The organism is Kitasatospora mediocidica KCTC 9733 (genome assembly GCF_000744225.1).
Lineage (GTDB): Bacteria > Actinomycetota > Actinomycetes > Streptomycetales > Streptomycetaceae > Kitasatospora > Kitasatospora mediocidica.
In genome coordinates this window covers 160612-180225 of sequence record NZ_JQLN01000002.1, presented here as the reverse complement: position 1 = coordinate 180225, position 19614 = coordinate 160612, and the positions used below count along the sequence as shown (strand labels likewise).

Here is a 19614-nt window from a genome sequence, read left to right as displayed (position 1 = left end):
TCCCGGTCCTGCCACCCTCGCACTCCTCGCAGGACGGCCGGACGTGGTGTTTGCGCAGAGCACGCGTGAAGGTCGAGTAACCGCTCGGATAGCCCAGGTCGACGATCTCGCCGAGGAGAACGGTGGCCAGAAGGTGCGGGTCATCCGCCAGGCGTTGTCGGCAGTACGGAAGAAACCGGAGAAAGCTGTCCAGCGGGAGAATTCGGATGCCTGGGGTCCGCTGTCCCAGCAGATAGGCTCGCACCGTTTTCCGATCACGCCCGAGATGCCCGGCAATCCCGGAGACGGACCATCCCTCGCGATGGAGCCTGAGTACCTCCATGTATTCCTCCCAGCTGATCAAGAAAACCCCACGGCGGTCGATTCCAGCACTTCGCAAGCTCGGACATATGCCGATGGCAAGCCGGAAATATAGCACGGGGGATCGATGATCAATAAGCAGAAACGATACTGCTGATTTACGGCGGCTGGGTATTTTCGATGAGCACCGGCCGTGATTACTATGGAATGTCCAGCCCCTGCGGGTATGTGGACACCATGAGGGTTCAACTAAAAAAGTACCACCCCCCGCGCCACCCCAGGTAATTTCGATGAGCGCCACCGGGACCGAATATGAAACGACGCCCGAATGAAGTACGAACCCGCGTGCCGCGCCCTCGTTGATGAACCATGACCTCAACATCCCAGCCTTTCGCCTTCGCGCCCTCCGATCGAGACCCGGTCGCCAAGGTCGGGAAGTGGCTCTTCGTTCCCGACAGACGGAACGCCGCGGGTGACGTGCGCACCGGCTACCTCTCGTGCAACGGCGAACGGGTGCCGCTGCCGCACACCTCCTGCCTGCTGGCCACCTTCCTGCGGAAGATCCGCCGGCTGGAGAGCGACCTCGCGATGAGGATCAGCCCCGCTCCGTTCTCGGTCGAAACATGACGCCGCTCTTCGGATACCTCGAGCCCGACGACGATCCCCGGGTGGGGTCCCGCGACCGCGACCGGTCCAGGGCTCACATCGGTGTCGCATACGGCGAATCGCCCGCCTTCCAGGCCGTTGCCGAGTCGGCGGTCGGGTGGGAGGGCGAGGCGGCGTTCGTTCCGCATCCTCGTCTGTCGGTGGACCAACCCGTGCCGGTCATGGCCGGCACGCCGGTCTCTCGGCGCCGGCGACGGAGACAGCCGCCCAGGTCGGCGTGGCCGGAGGTGATCGGCTCCCTGTTCGGCGCGTTGACGGCGGTCACGGTCGCCGCGGTCTGCGTGCTGGGGTGGGCGTTCTCCTACGACCCGTTGTGGGCGTTGGCGTACTCGCGGGTGCCGCGCGCGCTGTCACAGCTGTGGCCGGTCATCGTCTACGGGCCGTGGCTCGCGGGGTGCCTGTCAGTCCTGCGTGCCGCCCTGCACGGACGTCAGCCCCTGCACTCCTGGGTCGTGGTCGTGCTGTTCTCCACTCTCGCGACCGGACTGTGCGTCGCCGATGTCTCGCGAACACTTCCCGACCTCGTCGTGGCCGGACTGCCTCCGCTCACGGCCGTCATCTCACTCCATCAACTTGTCCGCCAGCTCACCGCCGTCCGGGGAACGGGCCGACGGCCGGGCCGCCAGGCCGCGCACAAATTCCCGCACTGAACGGCGCCGACCCCGCCATGGAACGGCCATTCTGCCGACCGTCCCGCTGCCCGACCATTCCACACACCGGCTTCGGTGTCCCGAGGCCGGTGTGGTCCGCTTTTCCAAGGCCCGCTTCCCGATCGTGGGGAATTCGTGGAAGCGGAAACCACACTGACCGCCCCGATGACCGGCTGCACCACACAGCGGGACGCCCTCGCCGTTTCGCGCCGGACCAGCGGGGCGGCCGCCCACCGGCCCGCCCATTTCCAGAGCAGCTGCCTGCCTCACCAGCCCTGTGCGTTCAGCGGGCTGCTCCCCACGCTCGCCGCAGCGTGCAAGCAGCCGGCGCCCGTGTCCGGCTCAGCTGAGCAGAGCTGAGCAGCAGAAGTCGACCCCGTCGACGTCCCGTCGCCTCTGTCAGCCCGCCGTCGCGACCAGGCGGCGCAGCGACGCGTGCGCGGGCGGGCCCCAGGTGGGCTTGCCGCCGGGGCGGCCGCGGAGGCCGGCCTCGCCGATGAGGATGCCGGAGAGGGCGCGCAGCACGGCGTTGCCGCGGGCGCGGCGCAGGGTCGCGGCGTCCTGGGCCGGCTGGTAGGCCGCGTGGAAGCGGGTGGTGGCGGCGTCGTCCGGCAGCAGGATCCAGGGGGCGGCGAGGTCGCAGGCCGGATCGCCCGCGCAGAGGTCGCCGAAGTCGATCACGCCGCAGAAGGTGCCGTCCGCCGTGAGGACGTTGGCCGGATGCAGGTCGCCGTGCAGCCACAGGGCCGGACCGTCCCATGCGGGCGCGGCGACGGCGTCGGCCCAGACGGCGCGGACGGCGTCCGGGTCGGGGATCAGCCCCATCTCCACGGCCGAGTCGAGTTGCCGGGCGAACTGCTCGGCGTAGTCGGCCAGCGGCCCCCCGCGCCACCGGCCGGCGGGCGCCCCTGCGGGAGCGGGCCGGTGCAGCGCCGTCAGGAAGGCGGCCAAGCTGTCGGCCGCCTGCGCACCGCGCGTGACGGGGGCGCGGTCGGCGGGCTCGCCCGACACCCAGGTGGTGACGATCCAGGGCCTCGGGAACCGCTCGGAGGGCTCACCGAGGCGCTGCGGGACGGTCACCGGCAGCGGCAGGTCCGGGGCGAGGGCGGGCAGCCAGGTGTGCTCCTTGAGCAGCAGCTCGTCCGCCGACTGCGTCGCCCAGGGCAGCCGGACGGCGAGGTCGTCGCCGAGCCGCCACAGCTGGTTGTCCCAGCCCCGCGCGCCGAGGCTCAGCGGGCGATCGGCCAGATCGGGGTGCTGCTCGCGCAGCAGCTCCCGGATCAACTCCGCGGTGACCTCGGCCTTGCTGTGCGTCTCGGGGTTCGTCATGCGGCATCACGGTAGTCGATCGCCTGCACCGCTCGGCCTTGAGCACCTTGAGCCCGCATCAGGACCGGACGCCCTCGGCGCGGGCGGCCTCGCGGGCCGGGCCCGCGGTGGCAGCGGCCGACCGTGGGCGGGTCAGGCCGACGCCCACCAGGACGACCGCCATGCCCGCGATGACGCGCAGGCCGATCCGTTCGTCCAGGACGACGGCTCCCAGGGTCACCGAGACCACCGGCAGCAGGTAGCCGACGGTGGCGGCGGCGGTCGGGCCCTCGTCCGCGATGAGGCGGGAGTTGAGGTGGAAGGTGATGCCCGTGCAGAAGACGCCCAGGACGACGACGGCGATCAACGCCGTCCCGCTCGGCCCGGCCGACGACGCGTGGCCGACGGGCAGGGCTGCCGTGGTCAGGCCCGTCGCGGCGAGGAGCTGGGCCGCGGAGAGGGCGAGGGGGGCGGTGCCCCGGCCGATCAGGTGGCGGGCCATGTAGGCGAAGGCGACGGCGTAGCTGAGGGACGCGCCCAGCAGGGCAAGCGCTCCCCAGCCGGTCAGGCCGGAGTGCTGCCAGGGGGCGAAGATCAGCAGCGTGCCGGCGAAGCCGAGCAGCAGTCCGGCCAGCCGACGCGGGCGAAGTCCGCGCTCGGTGCGCAGGGCGAGGCCGATGGCCAGCGACCACAGCGGTGTGGTGGCGTTCAGGACGCCGGCCACCCCGGAGTCGACGCTCTGCTCGCCGATGCCGGCCAGCAGGAACGGCAGGACGTTGCAGAAGAGCGCGGCCACCGCGAGGTGCCCCCAGGTCCGGCGGTCGAGCGGCAGGCGTTGGCGCCCGAGGCGGGCCAGCGCCAGCAGGACGGCCGCGCCGAGGGCGCAGCGGATGACGGTGATGTGCAGCGGCGACAGGCCGCCGCTCAGCGCGATCTTGATCCACAGGAAGCCGGACCCCCACAGCAGGGCGAGGACGCCCATCCGCAGAAGTGTTCCGGCCTGGCCGTTCGGCACTGTTCGTCTCCCGTCGCGTGGTCCCCCGGATCCACACTGCGTCGGGAGGAGACGTAAGACAAGCGAAAAGATCTGCACTCAGCGTTAAGCTGGTCTACATGCTTGATGTGCGACGTATGCAGCTGCTGCGGGCAGTGGTCACCAGTGGGTCGGTCACCGCGGCGGCACGGAATCTGGGGTACACGCCCTCCGCGGTCAGCCAGCAGATGGCGGCACTGGAGAAGGAGGCCGGAATCGCCCTGCTGGAGCGCAACGGGCGCGGGGTCCGGCCGACGGACGCCGGGACCCTGCTCACCGAGTACGCTGCCGTCATCGGCAGGCACCTCGCCGAAGCCGAGACCGCCCTCGCCGACCTGCGCTCCGGGCGGACCGGACGGCTGGCGGTCCACTACTTCGCCACCGCCGGCGCCACCCTGGTGGCCCCGGCACTGGCCGAGCTGCGCCGCGAACATCCTGGCGTCCAGGTCGAGTTGAAGCTCGCCGATGCCGACGACCCACTGCCCGAGGTGCGGCGCGGGCGGGCCGACCTGGCCCTCGTGGTGCGCACCCGGGACAGGCTGCCGGTGGACGGCATCCGGTTCGTCCACCTGCTCGACGACGGCTACCGCGCCGTCCTGCCGCAGGGACACCGGCTGGCCGCGAAGCGGGTGATCGACCTGAGCGAGCTCGCCGACGAGCCGTGGGTCGGCAGCGAGCGGTCGGGGCCCTGCCTGGACGCGATAGTGGACGCCTGCGCCGCGGCCGGCTTCAGCCCCGACTTCGCGGTGGAGGGCGAGGACTACGCCACCGCCCAGGGCTTCGTCGCCGCCGGGCTCGGCGTCAGCCTCGTGCCGGGGCTGGGCCTGGGCAGCCGGCACCCGGGCGTGGCCGTCCGCAGGCTCCGCAACCCCGAGCCGGTCCGGGCGATCTACGCGGCGGTCCGGTCCTCCGCCGCCGCCCAGCCGGCGCTGGACTCGCTGCTCGCCGCGCTGCGCACCGCCGCCGCCCTCGGCGCGGGCCGGACGGCCGACTGACCCCGGGCGCCGTGGCCCGGGCCGCCCGTACGGCGCTCAGCCCACCAGCGTGCGCAGCGCGCCGAGGTCGGGCTTGCCCGCCTCGGTGACCGGTATCCGCGGCAGCACCAGCACCGAACGCGGCACGCAGAGCGGGCCGTTGAGCTCTCGCACCCAGCGGCGCAGTTGCTCGGCGCTCACCGCGGTGCCCGGCGCGGTGGTGACCGCCGCGTGCAAGCATCGCTGCCGGTCCCGGTCGACGGTGGAGAACATCACGGCGTCGCGCACCGCCGGGTGGGCCAGCAGCGGACCCTCCACGTCGCGCGGGAACACGTTGCGGGCCTCGACGACGACCATCGCGTCCCGGCGCCCCTCGACGCTGAGGAAGCCCGCCCGGTCGAGGTGGCCGAGGTCACCGGTGGACAGCCAACCACCTTGCAGCACCTGCGCGGTGAGCTCCGGGTTCTGCCAGTAGCCCGCCATCATGGTGGGACTGCGCACGCAGATCTCGCCCGTCCGTCCGGCGTCCAGCAGGCGCCCGCGATCGTCCAGGACCCGGACCTCGACGTCGGGGAACGGCCGCCCGGCCGTGGTCAGCAGGCGCGGGTCGAGGTGCTCCCGCGGGAGCAGACGGGTGACCGGTCCGCACTCGGTCAGGCTGTACGTCTGGTGCAGGACCGCCCCCAGGCGGCGGGTGGCCTCGGCGAGGCGCTCGGGCGAGGGCAGGCAGCCGGTGTAACTGACGCGTCGCAGGCTGCTGGTGTCGGTGCGGTCGAGGTCCGGGTGGTCGAGCACCCGGTGCAGCAGGTGCGGCGGCAGGTAGACCCGGGTGACCCGGTGCCGTTCGACGGCCTCCAGGACCGCCGCCGCGTCGAAGCTCGCATGGAGCACGACGCTGCCGCCCGCCGCCAGCGCCAGGTCGGCCGTCGTCCCGCCGCCGTGGCAGAGCGCCGTGCAGAGCAGGAATCGGCCCGCGTCCTGCGGCAGCGGGCGGGGCGGGCGCGCGAAGTAGCGCTGGACGCCCTTGGGTTGACCCGTCGAGCCGCCGGTGAACCGGATGGCCATCACGTCGTCGGGGCGAAAGCGCGGCGCCACCGGGCGCGGGGATTGCGGCGCCGCGAGCCGCAGCAGGTCCTCCCCCAGCGGGGCCGGGCCGAGCGCGAGCAGCCGGGCGGCCGGCAGCGCGGCCGCGATCCGCGCCGCCGTCGCACCGAAGCACTCCGGGTCGAAGACGAACGCGGTGGTCCGCGCGTCCAGGGCCATCGCCACCTGGTCGGCCACCGGCCGGTCGGTGTACGGCATCGCGACCCGGCAACCGATCAGGTTGGCGGCGAGCCGGACCACCATCACCTCCGGCCGGTTCCCTGCCAGCACGGTGACGCAGTCGCCCCGGCCGAGCCCACTCTCCAGCAGCGCCCGCGCACAGCGGTGCACGTCGTCCAGCATCTGGCCGGCCGTCAGAACATCGCCCTCGCAGCGGATCGCGACCCGGTCCGGATCCCGGGCCAGCCCCGCGAGCACGAGCCCGGTGAGGGTCGCCGACGTGTTCCGCCCCTCGCGCCGCCTGTCCAGAGCCTCTGTCACGCCCGGATCCCTTCCCCGCCCCCGGACGCCCACACGCCCGGGTAGAGTCGGCGACCATGCGGATTCTTGTGCTCGGCGGCACATCCTTCGTCGGCCGCGCCATCGTCGACGACGCCCTGCGGACCGGCCTGCAGGTGACGCTGTTCGGCCGGGGGAAGACCGGGACCGAGCTGTTCCCCGCCCTGACCCGGCTGATCGGCGACCGCGACACCGGCGACTACGCGGCACTGCGGCACGGGAGTTGGGACGCCGTCGTCGACGTCAGCGGCTACCTCCCGCGCCATGTCGGCCAGGCCATGGACGCGTTGGACGACCGGGTCGGGCGCTACCTGTTCATCTCCAGCCATGCGGTGTACATCCGCCCGCCGGACCTGGCGCCGGGCTCGGACGAGGACACCCCGCGCCGCGCGCCCGTCCGGCACACCGAGGAGCTCGACGAGGACACCTACGGACCGGCCAAGGTCGCCTGCGAGGACGACGTGACCACCCGGTACGGCACGCGGGCGACGATCGTGCGTCCGGGCAAGGTGGTCGGGCCGCACGACCCGTCGGACACCCTCACCTACTGGGTCCGCCGCGCCGCCCGCGGCGGACGGGTCGCGGTGCCCGGCGATCTCGCGCAGCCCGTCCAGGTCGTCGACGCGCGCGATCTGGCGCGCCTGGTGGTGCAGTTGCTCGTCGACGACCGTCCCGGCGCGTTCCACGCGGTGGGCCCGGCCGAGCCGGTCACCCTCGGCGAGGTGATCGAGACCTGCGCCCGGGTGGCCGGCAGCCGGGTCGAGCCGGTGCCGGTGCCACCCGACGCGGTGGGCCGGTTCTTCCCGCTGGTGCGGGACAACTGGCCCACCCAGCAACGCAGTACGGCGCGCGCCCGGGCGGCCGGCCTGCCCGCGACGCCACTGGAGGTGACGGCGGCCGACATCCTGGCCTGGGACCGCGAGCGCGGCGAACCGCCACTGTCGCGCGGGCTCTCCCCCGAGGACGAGGCCGCCCTCCTGGCCCGGCACGACGGCCGGGCGCCCTCAGCCTGAAGCTCCGGCCTCGACGAGCGGACGCACCAGGCGCGTGCCCGGCCGGGGGCGGGCCGACGGGGCGCGGCGGGTGCGGCCGTGCAGCGCCGCGCGCAGGGCGGGGGCGAGGATCCGGCGGACGTCGGCGGAACTCAACCCGGCCGACGAGGGCAGCGGGTTGAGGTACCGGGTGAAGATCAGCCCGCCGATCACGGTGACCGCGGCGGTGGCGCGTTCGGTGGCGTCCGGGCCGCCGAGATATTCAGCAAGCCGGCCGAGCACCTCGATCTCCAGATACTCCCGCAGCGCCCGCAGCGCGGCCAGCGCGTCCTCGTCCCGCCCGCCCGGCCCACCGGCGTCGGCCTGGTCCCACAGGTCGAGGACGGCCTGGAGCAGCCGGTCGGGCAGCTGCGCCGGGTCGCCCTGGAGAGCGCCGGCGATGTCCAGCGTCCGGGCGCAGCCGACCTGCGTGGCCTCCCCGAACAGGCCTCTCTTGGAGCCGAAGTGGTAGCTGATCAGCGCCGAGTCGACGTCCGCCCCGGCGGCGATCGCCCGCAGCGTGGTTCCCCGGTAGCCGTGCTCCAGGAAGAGGCCGCGGGCGACCTCGACGATGCGTTCCTTGGTGGCGGGGTTACCGCGCGGACGGCCTCGGTTCTTATTCATCGTCGTTGAACCTCGCCGAGCGCACGGGCCACTGTCAAGGCCTCAGGCCCGGGACGCCCCGGGCCGGGAGAGGAGCAGGCAGATGCACATCGTCGTCTTCGGCGCGAGCGGTCCGACCGGGCGGCAGCTGACCGATCAGGCGCTGGCCGCCGGCCACCGGGTCACCGCGGTGGCCCGGCGCCCGCAGGCCGTACCGCCCCGGGCGGGGCTGACCGTCCAGGCCGCCGACGCCACCGATCCGGACGCGGTCGACGCGGCCGTCGCGGGCGCCGACGCCGTCCTGTCCGCCCTGGGCGCCACCCCCGGCCGCAAGCCGGTCACCGTCTACTCGGCCGGCGCGACGAACATCCTGGCCGCCATGCGGCGCCAGGGCGTGCGGCGCCTGGTGGCGGTCAGTTCCAGCGCCGTCGACCCCGCCTGGCGCCCGAGCGGCGAGTTCCTCTTCAACCACCTGCTGGACCCGTACGTCAACCGGGTGATCGCCCGCACCGCGCACCAGGACATGCGACGGATGGAGGCCGTGCTGCGGGCAAGCGACCTGGACTGGACGATCGCCCGGCCGTCCGCGCTCTTCGACCACCCGGTGGTGACCGGCTACCGGCACGCCGAGGAGAGCGCCGACGGCCTGTACACCGCGCGCGCCGACCTCGCCGCGAGCATGCTGAGCCAGCTGACCGACGACCGCTATCTCCGCCGGGCGATGGGCGTGATCACCACCGACGTCCGGCCCACGCTGCGCCAACTGCTGCGCGGCAACTCGGGGAAGGGCTGAACCCGCCGCCCGCACGGGTGCGTTCGGCCGGCCGCTCAGAGCAGTTTGCGGACCTCACCGGCCACCGCGGGCAGCGGGTCGTCCGCCGCACGGAAGCAGTGCAGCGCCGCCCGGCCGGCCTCGGCGCGCAGCCGGCCGGCCAGCCGGGTCGGCAGGACCACCGTGAAGAGCGCGCCCTCGCCCCCGAATCCCTCCACCAGCCAGGAGACCCAGGGGAGTTGCAGGTTGACCAGCGGGCTGAAGAAGGTCGGCCGCTGCCCCTCGAAGGTGATCTCGTAGGCGCCGAAGCGGCTCCAGTTGGAGAAGGTGAAGGTCCGGTTCGCGGGGTCGAAGCCGAGCGGGACGCAGGCCTCCAGCCGGTCCGGGCCGATCGCCGCCAGGAACGCCCGGTTGCTGCGCAGGCTCAGGTGGGCGCCCATGAAGCCGTCCACCGCCACCCGGATGTCGGCCGCCAGCCGCTCCGGCGTGCCGGCCGGCGGGCAGGAGAGGAAGACCTCGCCGAGCAGGTTGCCGACCACCCCGGCGGGCAGGTCCAGGAAGCGGCGGACGTTGACCGGCATGGTCAGCCGGCGGACCTCGGCGTCCTCGTCCAGGGTGCGGACGGTGTCGACCAGATGGGCGCAGAGCGCGTCGTTCGCCGACAGTCGCCGACCTGCGGCTGCGCTGAACTCCGCCCGCATCCGGGCGACTTCGGCCGGGCCGAAGTAGACCTGGGTGGTCCGGTTGGCCCGGGCCGAGACCGCCACCTCGCGCATCAGCTCGGCGGCCTCGGCCGGTCCGGTCAGCCGGAAGCCCGCCCGGCCGCAGTCCTCGGGCGGCAGCACCTCGTCCAGCAGGGCGTCCCGGTCCCCGGCGATCCGCACCGGCGGCAGCGGCAGGCCCTCAACGGCTGCGGACCAGGCCCGCATCAGCACCATGAAGCTCTGCACGTCGCCCACCGCGTGGTGCCACGAGCAGCCGAGGGCCGTGCCGCCGTCCGCCAGCCGGCTGAGCCGGACGGTCAGCAGCGGCTGCCCGCCGGCCCGGGCACCCGTCGCGTCCACATGGTCGACCAGGCCGGAGGCGGGCAGCGTCACCCGTCCCATCGCCTCGACGGCCGTCTCGTCCACGTCGCCGCAGGTCAGCGGCACACCCGCGTCGTCGCAGACGATCTCCAGGCCCCGGCCGGCAGTCCGCAGCCGGCCCGCGAAGACCGGCAGGTGCTCCAACGCCCGCGCCAGCCCGAGCGCCAACCGCTCCTCGTCCAGCGCCTGCGGGAAGAAGAAGACCACCGAGACCGGGAGGTCGGCCAGCATGGTGTCCATCAGCCCGCAGCGCACCACCGTGCCGGCGGCCCGGCCCGCGCGGACCGTCCGGGAGGAGATCGACTGCGGCCAGGCGCTCACCATCGGGACACCCTTCGACGTGGATGCCCGCAACGTTAGGGCAGCGGCCGCCCGCAGACCAGTGGTCCAGTCCAATCCGTCGCGATCGGGTGGCTCGGGAGACTCGGGCGGTTCAGGCGTCCTTCACCTGGACACCCAGCGCCTGCGCGAACTGCGGTGCCAGCTCCAGCAGCTGGAGCGAGGAGATGACCGCGCCGCGCAGCCCCTCGTGACCGTCCGGCAGGCCGAGCCGGGTGGCGCCGCGCAGGTCCACCTTCTTCAGGGTGGCACCGCCGAACCGCACCTCCTCCAGCGAACTGCCCGGAAAGGAGACGTCGGTGAGCTTCGCGCCGCCGAAGTCGACGTCCCGCAGCTGGCAGTCCTCGAAGACCACGTCGCGCAGCACGGCGGCCCGCAGGTTGACCGCCTCCAGCTTGCACTGGCGGATCGTCAGCCGGCGCAGCTGGGAGCCGTAGGCGGAGATCCCGGCCAGCAGCCCGGCCTGCACGGTGGCGTCCTGCCACTCGGTCTCGGCCAGGTCGGTGGCCACCCAGCGGCAGGCGTCCACCCACACCTCGTTGAAGCGCGCCTTGCGCAGCCGCGCCTCGGTGAGCGAGACGCCGGTGAACGCGCACTCCATGAACGTCGCCCCGCCGGCCTCGACGCCCTCGTAGGCCTCGCCCTCGAAGTGCGTGGTGTCGTAACGGGCGTCGCGGCGCAGCGGACCGCGGTGCGGCTGGAGCAGATGGGCGTAGGGCAGGTCGTCGAGCTGCTGGGCCATGACGGGGACCTCGATCGTGGTTCGGGTGCGGTCCCGCGATCGTCGCACGCGGGGCCGACACCGACCGGTCAGGCCTGCGCGGGCACCGGCTCCCGGCTGTGCAGCCAGACCCCGACGGCCACCGTGGCGGCGCCGACCAGCCCGGTGGCCAGGACGCCCGCCGTCCCCGCCGCCGTGCAGGCCAGCACCGCCAGCGAGGCGACCGGCAGCACCCACTGGGCGGCGCCGGTCTTGGTGTGCCGGGAGTGCAGGGCCCAGACGGTGAAGAGGTAGAGCGCGGCCGGCACGGTCACCGCGGCGGTCGCGGCGGCCTGCGAGATGTGCGCGGCGCCGACCGCGTACTCGACGGCGACCTCCAGGCCCGCGCCGATCGCCGCGGCCGATCCGAAGATCAGATAGTGCCCGTAACCCCAGAGGAAGGCCTGCCGATTGGAGCGCAGATGACCGTGGACCGGACGGGCGAAGTAGATCCACCACGCGGAGAAGCAGAGCAGCAGGCCGCCCACCGCGATCAGCACCAGCCTGCCCAGCGCCTCGTGCTCGTCGATCGCCGACTGGGTGGCGACGGTGGCCGCCGAGACCGTCTCGCCGAGCACGATCAGGGTGAACAGGCCGTAGCGCTCCGAGATGTGCTCCGGATGCCAGCTGGTCTGCACACTGCGCTCGGCGACGGCCGGCACCGAGAGCTCGATCAGCACGCCCACCGGGATCACGTAGGGGATCGCCGAGGACGGCAGCAGCAGCATCAGCACCCAGCCGATCTGCACCAGGGTGATCCCGGCGGCGTAGCGCCGGGCCATCGTGCGCGCGGCGCCGCTCTCCCCCTGCGCGGCCCGCAGCCACTGGGTCACCATGGCCAGGCGCATCACCACGTAACCGGCCACCGCCAGCCCGGTCGCACCGTTGGTGAAGAGCCGCGGGATACCCGCCGCCAGGATCAGCACGCCGGTGATCTGCACCAGCGTGGTGACCCGGTAGGGGACGTCGTCGCAGTCGTACGCCGAGGCGAACCAGGTGAAGTTCATCCAGGCCCACCAGACCGCGAAGAACGCGAACAGGTAGCCGACCAGCGCCACCCGCAGGTGCCCCTCACCGAGCGCCGTCGCCAGCTGCCGGCCGGCCTGGCCGACCGCGACCACGAAGCAGAGGTCGAAGAAGAGTTCCAGCGGGGTGGACGCGCGGTGCGCCTCGTCCCGGCTGCGGCGCACCATGTGGCGCACCACCGGATGCGGCGGCGCGGGAGCGGCGGAGGAGGGTCCTACGGTCATCGGGGGCTCTCTCGGGACGGCGGACGAGCGGCTCCCCGCGATGGTGGCACCCCTGACCGACGGGCGCACGCACCGCGACGGCACGCCCGACGTCCCGTCACCTGGCTCGCGCAACCTCCGGTTTGACCACGGGCCCGTCGAACGGGCTACCCCGTCAAGGAGAGTTGACGCCGCAGTGCGCGAACCGGGTGACAGCTCGGCCGCCACCGGGCGCGCCCCGCGCCGCCGGACGCGAACCTCCCGGCCGCCCGCTACATTCCTCGTCAGTGGAACGGCACGAAAGGCGTCCTGCGGGCAACGCGGAAGGTCAAGGCCGGCACGGCACGGACGGGGGCGACGCCTCCGTCCCACTGCCGCACCGGCCTCGTGATCACCGCGCTGCCCGGCAGCGCTTCAGCCTGCCCGTTTACCGACGGCGGGTCACTTCTGCCAGCCCACCTTGGTGTAGTCGGTGTCCGCGAGCCCCGTCGCACCGTAGTTGGCCAGGCCCTTGCGGAACGCGGCCACCGTCGGGCGCTGGTAGAGCTCGATGGTGTGGGCCAGCGCCCAGATGTCGCCGTCCGCCTGGTTGTAGAGCTTCGCGGCGGCGGCCGGGTCCAGGGTGGCGGCGGCCTGCTTGAGCAGACTGTCGATCTCCGGGGTGCTCAGCTTGGAGTAGTTGGAGAAGACGTTGTCGCCGACCGGCTCCTGGTAGAACGGGATGACCAGCGAGGGCGGGAACGAGTTGGTGTTGCGCCAGGTCGCCAGGTCGAACTTGCCGACGTTGATGTACTTGTCGTCGATGTCGTTGTCCGGCACCCGGTCCACGTCCAGCTTGATGCCCGCCTGCAGCAGCATGTTCTGGGTCGCGGTGGCCATGTCCACGGTGGCCTGGGAGGATCCCTGGGCCACGATGAAGTGCAGCTCCAGTGACTGGCCGTCCTTGGTGCGCGGCTTGCCGGCGCCCGCGTCCTGCCAACCGGCGTCGGTCAGCAGCTTCTTGGCCGCGTCCAGGTCGAACTTGCCCCACTCGCCGGAGTTGTCCTGGTAACCGGCCTGGTTGGTCATCAGGATGTGGTTGCCGAGCTTGGAGAAGGTCACCGGGACGCCCTGGTTCAGCACCTTGATCAGGGCGTCGCGGTCGACCGCCTTGTCGATCGCCTGGCGCACGTGCAGGTCGGCCAACGGCCCGTTGGAGCCGAGCGAGATGTGCACCTCGTCCCACGGGCTGGCCGAGCGGATCACCGCGTCCGCGTCGCCCTTCAGCTGGCCGTAGGCGTCCGCGCGGCCCGCGCTCGCCTCGTCGAGCTCGTTGTTCAGGAACGCCTGGGTGATCGCCGAGGTGGACAGCACCCGGTAGGTGAACTTGTCCAACTTGGGCTTGGCACCCCACCAGTTGGGGTCGGGAACGACCGTGATGGTCTGCGCCGCCTTGTCCTGGGTGCCGAGCTTGAAGGCGCCGCCGGTGATCGGGATCTTGCCGATCCAGCCCTTGTTGAAGTCGTCCGGGGTGGATACCCCGGCGGCCGGCAGCAGCGGGTAGAAGAGGCTCTGCCAGTCGGCGAACGGCTTGCTGAAGGTGATCTTGACCTGGGTCGGGTCGGCACCCTGCGAGACGTCGCTGATCTGGTCGTAGCCGGTGGTGGAGGAGACGTTGAACGCCGGGTTGCTGCCGTTGGCGGCCTGCCACTCGGCCTTGAAGTCCAGGTAGCTGAGCGACTTGCCGTCCGACCACTTGGCCTTGGGGTTGAGCGTGTACTGCACCACCTGCGGGGAGGTGGAGACGACCTTGGCGGAGACCAGGAAGTCCGGCACCGGCTGGAAGGTGCCGGTGGCGTCCACTCTGAAGAGCTCCGGCTCGACCATCTTCATGATCTCGACCGAGTCGCCGTAGGTGCCGTCCACCTGGATCGGGTTCCACTGGTCGATCCACTGCTGGAGCGGCAGGCGCAGTTCGCCGCCGTCCTTGACCTGGTCCAGCGGCTGCGGATTGATGTCGGTGCTGTTCAGGCTCGGCTGTGCGCTCTTGGAGGCGTCGGCGGTCGCCCCCGAGCCGCTGGAGCTGCAGCCGGCGACCAGCAGCACCAGGGCGGTTGCGGCGACGGCGCTCGTGGAGCGGCCGATTCGGCGGCGAGGGGCGGTGACGGCCATGGAGGGTTCCCCCAAGAGATTTCGAAGACAGGTTCGGTCGCCAGGTGTGGCGACGCTTGAGCGTGGGCAGCCAAGTCGGTGTCCCAGCCAGCAGAAGGTAACAGCGGATCAGTTCGCCCACCAGGGGTTGATGTTCAGACCTGATCGGATCGAAACAGGCGGAAACACTGCGGACACACCCCGTCCGTAGTGCGCTGAAAGACTCTGACCTGCCGCTTCGCCGTACCCCGCGAAGCGGCTCGCCGCACAGGTCTTGACCGGGCCGATCACCGGTCCCAGAATCCGTGCTGCACGAAGATGACTCGAACACCCCACGAGCGAAGGCAAATCTCCATGTTGATCAGGTCCCGCCGGTCCGGGCGCCGCTGATGCTCCGCTATCTGGCGAAGCGTCTCGCCTACTACCTGCTGCTCCTGGTCGTCTCGGTCTTCCTCGCCTACGCGCTCTCCAGCGCCTCGCTCAACCCCCGGGCCTACTTCGAGGCCAAGCAGCCGCGACCGTCCGCCGCCGCCGTGGACCGCCAGCTGACCGCGCTCGGCATCAACGACCACACCCCGATCGTGGAGCGGTTCGGCCACTGGTCGAGCGACCTGGTACTGCACGGCGACCTCGGCCGGAGCATCAACGACACCTCGGTCAACGCCGAGTTCGGCCGCCGGATCTGGGTCTCGCTGCGGCTGATGCTGATCGGCAGCCTGCTCGGGATGCTGCTCGGCGTGGCCGGCGGGGCGTGGAGCGCGGTGCGCCAGTACCGGATCTCCGACCGGGCGCTGACGATCTTCTCCTTCGTGGTGCTGTCCACACCGGTCTTCCTGATGGCGCTCTTCCTGAAGAACGGTGCCATCGCGCTCAACCAGGCCTCGGGGCATCAGCTGATCAACTTCACCGGCTACGAGACCCCCGGGCTGACCGGCGGGTTCGGCGCGCACCTGTCCGACTGGGCCGTCCACCTGCTGCTGCCCACGCTGTCCCTGGCACTCGGCGGCCTGGCCACCTACAGCCGCTACCAGCGCGGCACGATGCTCGACGTGCTCGGCTCGGACTACCTGCGCACCGCCGAGGCCAAGGGCCTGACCCGGCGCCGGGCGCTGGTCAAGCACGGGCTGCGCACCGCCGTCATCCCGATGTCCACCCTCTTCGCCTACAGCTTCCTGGGCATCCTGACCGGCGCCACCTTCACCGAGACGATCTTCGGCTGGCACGGCATGGGCGAATGGTTCATCAACGCGATCAACGAGAACGACACCAACGCGGTGGTCGCGGTCAACCTCTTCGCCGCCGTGGTGGTGCTGGCCTCCGGCTTCGTCGCCGACGCGCTGCACGCCGCCCTGGACCCCCGGGTCCGGCACTGATGACGGGAGCCGTACCCACCGTGACCACGGCGGACGCAGTGATCGAGAACGCCCCGACGACCGTCGCCGACGCGGCGCCGGCCGGGCGCGGCAGGCTGGTGCTCGGCCGGCTGCTGGCCGCCCGGGGAGCGGTGGCAGGCACGGTGATCGTGCTGCTGCTCTTCCTGCTGGCCTTCGTCGGGCCGTACCTGACGCACTGGCACTACACCGACATCGACTACGCGGCCATGCGCCAACCGCCGTCCGCCACCCACTGGTTCGGCACCGGCGGACTCGGCCAGGACGTCTACGCGCAGACCCTGCGCGGCCTGCAGAAGTCGCTGATCATCGGCCTGCTGGTCGCCCTGCTCTCCACCGTGGTGGCCGGCCTGGTCGGCGCCTGCGCCGGGTACTTCGGCGGCTGGACGGACCGCTTGCTGATCTTCTTCGTCGACCTGATGCTGGTCTTCCCCAGCTTCCTGGTGATCACCATCATCTCGCCCCGGCTGAAGAACACCGGCTGGATCGCCTTCGTGGTGCTGCTCGCCGCCTTCAACTGGATGATCACCGCCCGCGTCGTGCGGTCGATGACCATCTCCCTGAAGGAGCGCGAGTTCGTGCGCGCCGCGCAGTTCATGGGGGTGCGGCCGCTGCGGATCATCCTGCGGCACATCCTGCCGAACGCCGCCTCGTACCTCATCGTGGACGCCACCATCGCGGTCGGCTCGGCCGTGATGAGCGAGACCGCGCTCTCCTACTTCGGCTTCGGCGTCAAGGCGCCGGACGTCTCGCTCGGCACCCTGATAGCCGACGGGACGGACGCCGCGCCCACCTATCCGTGGATGTTCTACTTCGCGGCCGGACTGCTGGTGCTCTTCGTGCTGGCCGTCAACCTGATCGGCGACGGCCTGCGCGACGCGCTCGACCCGACCGCCGAGGCCGGCCGGGCCCCGTCCCGCCGCGCCGCCCGCCTCAGCCGCTCCACTCGCACCCCCAAGGGCTCCCGATGACCTCCCCCGCAGAGCTGTTGACCGTCCGCGACCTGCGGGTCGAGTTCGCCGGAGCCCGCGGCCGGGCCGCCACCCCCGCCGTCCGCGGCGTCGACCTCACGGTGCGCCGCGGCGAGACCCTGGGCATCGTCGGCGAGTCCGGCTCGGGCAAGTCGGTCACCGCGCTGGCCGTCCTCGGGCTGCTGCCCGGCACCGCCGGCATCACCGGCTCGGTCGAGCTGGACGGGCGCGAACTCGTCGGGCTGCCGGGCCGCGAACTGGCCCGGATCCGCGGCAGCCGGATCGCGATGGTCTTCCAGGACCCGCTCTCCGCCTTCACCCCGGTCTACCGGATCGGCGACCAGATCGCCGAGGCGGTGCTGGTCCACCAGAAGGTCGACAAGGCCGCCGCCCGCCGCCGGGCGGCCGAACTCCTGGACCTGGTCGGCATTCCGGACCCGGTCCGGGCCCTCGACAGCTTCCCGCACGAGTTCTCCGGCGGCATGCGACAGCGCGCGATGATCGCCATGGCGGTGGCCAACGAGCCGGACATCCTGCTCGCCGACGAGCCCACCACCGCCCTCGACGTCACCATTCAGGCCCAGGTGCTGGACGTGCTGCGGACCGCCCAGCGGGAGACCGGCGCCGCGCTCGTCCTGGTCAGCCACGACCTCGGGGTGATCGCCCAGATGGCCGACCGGGTCGCGGTGATGTACGCCGGGCGGGTGGTGGAGACGGCCGGCGTGGACGAGCTGTTCGCCGCGCCCCGGCACCCGTACACGCTCGGACTGATCGGCGCCGTACCGCGGTTGGACACCCGCGGCGGCCCGCTGGTGCCGATTCCCGGCACCCCGCCGGCGCCGTCCCAGCTGACCGGCGGCTGCCCGTTCGCCCCGCGCTGCCCGCTGGCCGAGGACCGCTGCCTGACTGGCGAGCCGCAACTCACCGGTCCCGAGTCGCACTTGGCCGCGTGCGTGCGGGCGGACGAACTCGCCGAGCGGCGGCCCGCGCCCGCCGAGGTCTACCCCGTCCCGGACGTCCCGCCGAGCGCACTGGCGCCGCTACGGGCCGACCGCGAGCCGGTGTTGCGGGTCTCCGGCCTGACCAAGACCTTCCCGATCCTCAAGGGCGCCGTCTTCAAGCGCAGGGTCGGCGAGGTGTACGCCGTCGACGGTGTCGAGTTGGACATCCGGCGCGGCGAAACCCTGGGCCTGGTGGGCGAGTCGGGCTCCGGCAAGTCGACCACGCTCTTCGAGGTGCTGGGCCTGGCCCGGCCCGAGGCCGGCCGGATCGAGCTGCTCGGCCAGGACACCGCCGGCCTCGACCGGGCCGCCGTCCACCGGCTGCGCGCCCAGCTCCAGATCGTCTTCCAGGACCCGATGGCCAGCCTCGACCCGCGGATGCCGATCGGCGACGTGATCGCCGAACCGCTGCGCGCCCAGCGGACGCCGAAGCCGGAGATCGACCGGCGGATCCCCGACCTGCTGCGCCTGGTGGGCCTGGAGCCCGCGCACGCGAGCCGCTACCCGCACGAGTTCTCCGGCGGACAGCGTCAACGGATCTCGATCGCAAGGGCGTTGGCGGTCGAGCCGCAACTCCTGGTGCTGGACGAGCCGGTGTCCGCGCTGGACGTCTCGATCCAGGCCGGCGTGCTGAACCTGCTGCAACGGCTCAAGGCCGAACTCGGCCTGGCCTACCTGTTCGTGTCACACGACCTGTCGGTGATCCGGCACCTCGCCGACCGGGTCAGCGTGATGTACCTGGGACGCACGGTCGAGCAGGGCTCGGTGGAGGCGGTCTTCAACACGCCGCGCCACCCGTACACCCGGGCCCTGCTGTCGGCCGTCCCACTGCCCGACCCGGTCGCCGAACGAGCCCGCGAGCGCGTCCTGTTGGCCGGCGACCCGCCGAGCCCGACCGAACGCCGGGCCGGCTGCCGGTTCCGCGGCCGCTGCGCCGTCTATACGGCACTCGCCCCCGAGCTGCGCACCCGCTGCGAGCAGGAGTCCCCCGTCCTGCTCGACGCCGCCCCGGACGCCGACCACGCAGCCGCCTGCCACTACCCCACCGAGGGCCAGGCCTAGAGGTACCCGGCCCGCAGGGCGTACGCGACCGCGTGGGCGCGGTTGCGCAGGTTGAGCCGGCTGGTCAGACCGTGCAGCACGTTCTTCACGGTCCGCTCGGAGAAGAACAGCCGGCTGGCGATCTCGGCGGTCTCCAGACCGTCCGCGATCAGCCGCAGCACGTCCACCTCCCGGTCGCCGAGCGCGGTCCGTGCGGGGACGCCCCCGGCGGGCACGCCCTCGCGCGACATCGCGGCGACCTCGCCGAGCAGGCGGCCCAGCAGGTCGGCGGGGACCTCGCCGCGCCCCTTGGCCGCGGCCAGCACGCCCCGGGCCAGCTGGTCGCTGCCGGCCTGGTGGCGCCACAGGATCGTGCCGACCCCGCAGCTCACCACGTCGAGCAGCCGGGTCTGCCCGATCTGCCCGACCACCAGGACGACGCGCCCGGAGCTCTGCCGGGCCAGCCCGCGCAGCGTCGTCAGGACCGCGTCGTCCACCGTGTCGGCGACCACCACGCCCACCGCCGCGGGCTCGGCCGCGTCCTCGGCCACCACCCTGATCCCCGGGTGGTCGCGCAGCTGCTGCGCCGCGCCGGCCCGGGAGATCGGGTCGGCGGCGTGCACGGCAACGGTCACCGTGTCGACCGCTGGGCCGGCCGGGGCCTCGGTGGGAGCCTGCGACCGTGTCGCCCGCTCACCCGGGTGTGTGAGTGTCTGCTGCATGAACGC

Annotated in this window: 18 protein-coding genes; 9 read left to right on the top strand and 9 right to left on the bottom strand. The window is 72.4% G+C overall.

Going from position 1 to position 19614, the window contains the following annotated elements:
* Positions 1-43: 43 nt before the first annotated feature.
* The 3 genes from BS80_RS40365 (at position 44) to BS80_RS41620 (ending at position 1616) form a co-directional block, all read left to right on the top strand.
* A complete protein-coding gene (locus tag BS80_RS40365; RefSeq protein WP_157535919.1) occupies positions 44-415 on the top strand; it encodes a hypothetical protein in 372 nt (123 codons plus the stop codon).
* A 254-nt stretch (positions 416-669) separates the two neighbouring features.
* A complete protein-coding gene (locus BS80_RS05005; protein ID WP_035793647.1) occupies positions 670-927 on the top strand; it encodes a hypothetical protein in 258 nt (85 codons plus the stop codon).
* A 266-nt stretch (positions 928-1193) separates the two neighbouring features.
* A complete protein-coding gene (locus BS80_RS41620; RefSeq protein ID WP_198045439.1) occupies positions 1194-1616 on the top strand; it encodes a DUF2637 domain-containing protein in 423 nt (140 codons plus the stop codon).
* 399 nt (positions 1617-2015) lie between these two features.
* Here the strand turns inward: BS80_RS41620 and BS80_RS04995 are convergent, their stop codons facing one another.
* Entirely contained in the window at positions 2016-2945 is a 930-nt protein-coding gene (locus tag BS80_RS04995; protein ID WP_035793646.1) for an aminoglycoside phosphotransferase family protein, read from the bottom strand.
* Between the two features lie 58 nt (positions 2946-3003).
* Positions 3004-3906: a DMT family transporter gene (locus BS80_RS04990; RefSeq protein WP_035793644.1), complete on the bottom strand. Its 903-nt coding sequence runs from the start codon at positions 3904-3906 to the stop codon at positions 3004-3006.
* A 131-nt stretch (positions 3907-4037) separates the two neighbouring features.
* Between BS80_RS04990 and BS80_RS04985 the strand changes: the two genes are divergently transcribed.
* Complete coding sequence (locus BS80_RS04985; RefSeq protein ID WP_035793642.1) at positions 4038-4952, top strand: LysR family transcriptional regulator; 915 nt, start codon at positions 4038-4040, stop codon at positions 4950-4952.
* Positions 4953-4988: 36 nt separating this feature from the next.
* Here the strand turns inward: BS80_RS04985 and BS80_RS04980 are convergent, their stop codons facing one another.
* Complete coding sequence (locus BS80_RS04980; RefSeq protein ID WP_198045438.1) at positions 4989-6515, bottom strand: AMP-binding protein; 1527 nt, start codon at positions 6513-6515, stop codon at positions 4989-4991.
* Positions 6516-6571: 56 nt separating this feature from the next.
* Between BS80_RS04980 and BS80_RS04975 the strand changes: the two genes are divergently transcribed.
* Positions 6572-7546 carry an NAD-dependent epimerase/dehydratase family protein gene (locus tag BS80_RS04975; RefSeq protein WP_035793640.1) on the top strand — a complete coding sequence of 325 codons (975 nt, stop codon included), beginning with the start codon at positions 6572-6574 and terminating at the stop codon, positions 7544-7546.
* On the opposite strand, the gene BS80_RS04970 is transcribed toward BS80_RS04975, so the two are convergent.
* Entirely contained in the window at positions 7538-8188 is a 651-nt protein-coding gene (locus BS80_RS04970; RefSeq protein ID WP_051966043.1) for a TetR/AcrR family transcriptional regulator, read from the bottom strand. The genes BS80_RS04975 and BS80_RS04970 overlap by 9 nt on opposite strands.
* 82 nt (positions 8189-8270) lie before the next feature.
* On the opposite strand from BS80_RS04970, the gene BS80_RS04965 reads away from it, so the two are divergent.
* On the top strand, positions 8271-8960 hold the full coding sequence (locus BS80_RS04965) for an NAD(P)-dependent oxidoreductase (RefSeq protein WP_035793639.1): 690 nt from the start codon (positions 8271-8273) through the stop codon (positions 8958-8960).
* A gap of 35 nt (positions 8961-8995) precedes the next feature.
* On the opposite strand, the gene BS80_RS04960 is transcribed toward BS80_RS04965, so the two are convergent.
* The 4 genes from BS80_RS04960 to BS80_RS04945 form a co-directional block, all read right to left on the bottom strand.
* On the bottom strand, positions 8996-10348 hold the full coding sequence (locus tag BS80_RS04960) for an acyltransferase (RefSeq protein WP_035793630.1): 1353 nt from the start codon (positions 10346-10348) through the stop codon (positions 8996-8998).
* A gap of 109 nt (positions 10349-10457) precedes the next feature.
* Positions 10458-11105, bottom strand: a complete 648-nt coding sequence (locus BS80_RS04955) for a pentapeptide repeat-containing protein (protein WP_035793628.1) — start codon at positions 11103-11105, stop codon at positions 10458-10460.
* 68 nt (positions 11106-11173) lie between these two features.
* Positions 11174-12373 carry a low temperature requirement protein A gene (locus BS80_RS04950; RefSeq protein ID WP_083974252.1) on the bottom strand — a complete coding sequence of 400 codons (1200 nt, stop codon included), beginning with the start codon at positions 12371-12373 and terminating at the stop codon, positions 11174-11176.
* 420 nt (positions 12374-12793) lie between these two features.
* On the bottom strand, positions 12794-14503 hold the full coding sequence (locus BS80_RS04945; protein ID WP_035793626.1) for an ABC transporter family substrate-binding protein: 1710 nt from the start codon (positions 14501-14503) through the stop codon (positions 12794-12796).
* Between the two features lie 368 nt (positions 14504-14871).
* On the opposite strand from BS80_RS04945, the gene BS80_RS04940 reads away from it, so the two are divergent.
* Genes BS80_RS04940 through BS80_RS04930 form a run of 3 tightly spaced genes read left to right on the top strand, consistent with a single transcriptional unit; the run spans position 14872 to position 18907 of the window.
* Positions 14872-15855: an ABC transporter permease gene (locus tag BS80_RS04940; RefSeq protein WP_035793624.1), complete on the top strand. Its 984-nt coding sequence runs from the start codon at positions 14872-14874 to the stop codon at positions 15853-15855.
* Positions 15856-15875: 20 nt separating this feature from the next.
* Positions 15876-16844 (top strand): ABC transporter permease, encoded by a 969-nt coding sequence (locus BS80_RS04935; protein WP_051966041.1) that lies wholly within the window; start codon positions 15876-15878, stop codon positions 16842-16844.
* The gene (locus tag BS80_RS04930) at positions 16841-18907 is read left to right on the top strand and encodes an ABC transporter ATP-binding protein (RefSeq protein WP_035793623.1); all 2067 of its coding nucleotides are present in this window, start codon (positions 16841-16843) and stop codon (positions 18905-18907) included. The genes BS80_RS04935 and BS80_RS04930 overlap by 4 nt, the downstream gene beginning before the upstream one ends.
* Here BS80_RS04930 and BS80_RS04925 read toward each other — a convergent pair.
* A complete protein-coding gene (locus BS80_RS04925; protein ID WP_051966039.1) occupies positions 18904-19608 on the bottom strand; it encodes a helix-turn-helix transcriptional regulator in 705 nt (234 codons plus the stop codon). The two genes, BS80_RS04930 and BS80_RS04925, sit on opposite strands and share 4 nt — an antisense overlap.
* Between the last annotated feature and the right edge of the window lie 6 nt (positions 19609-19614).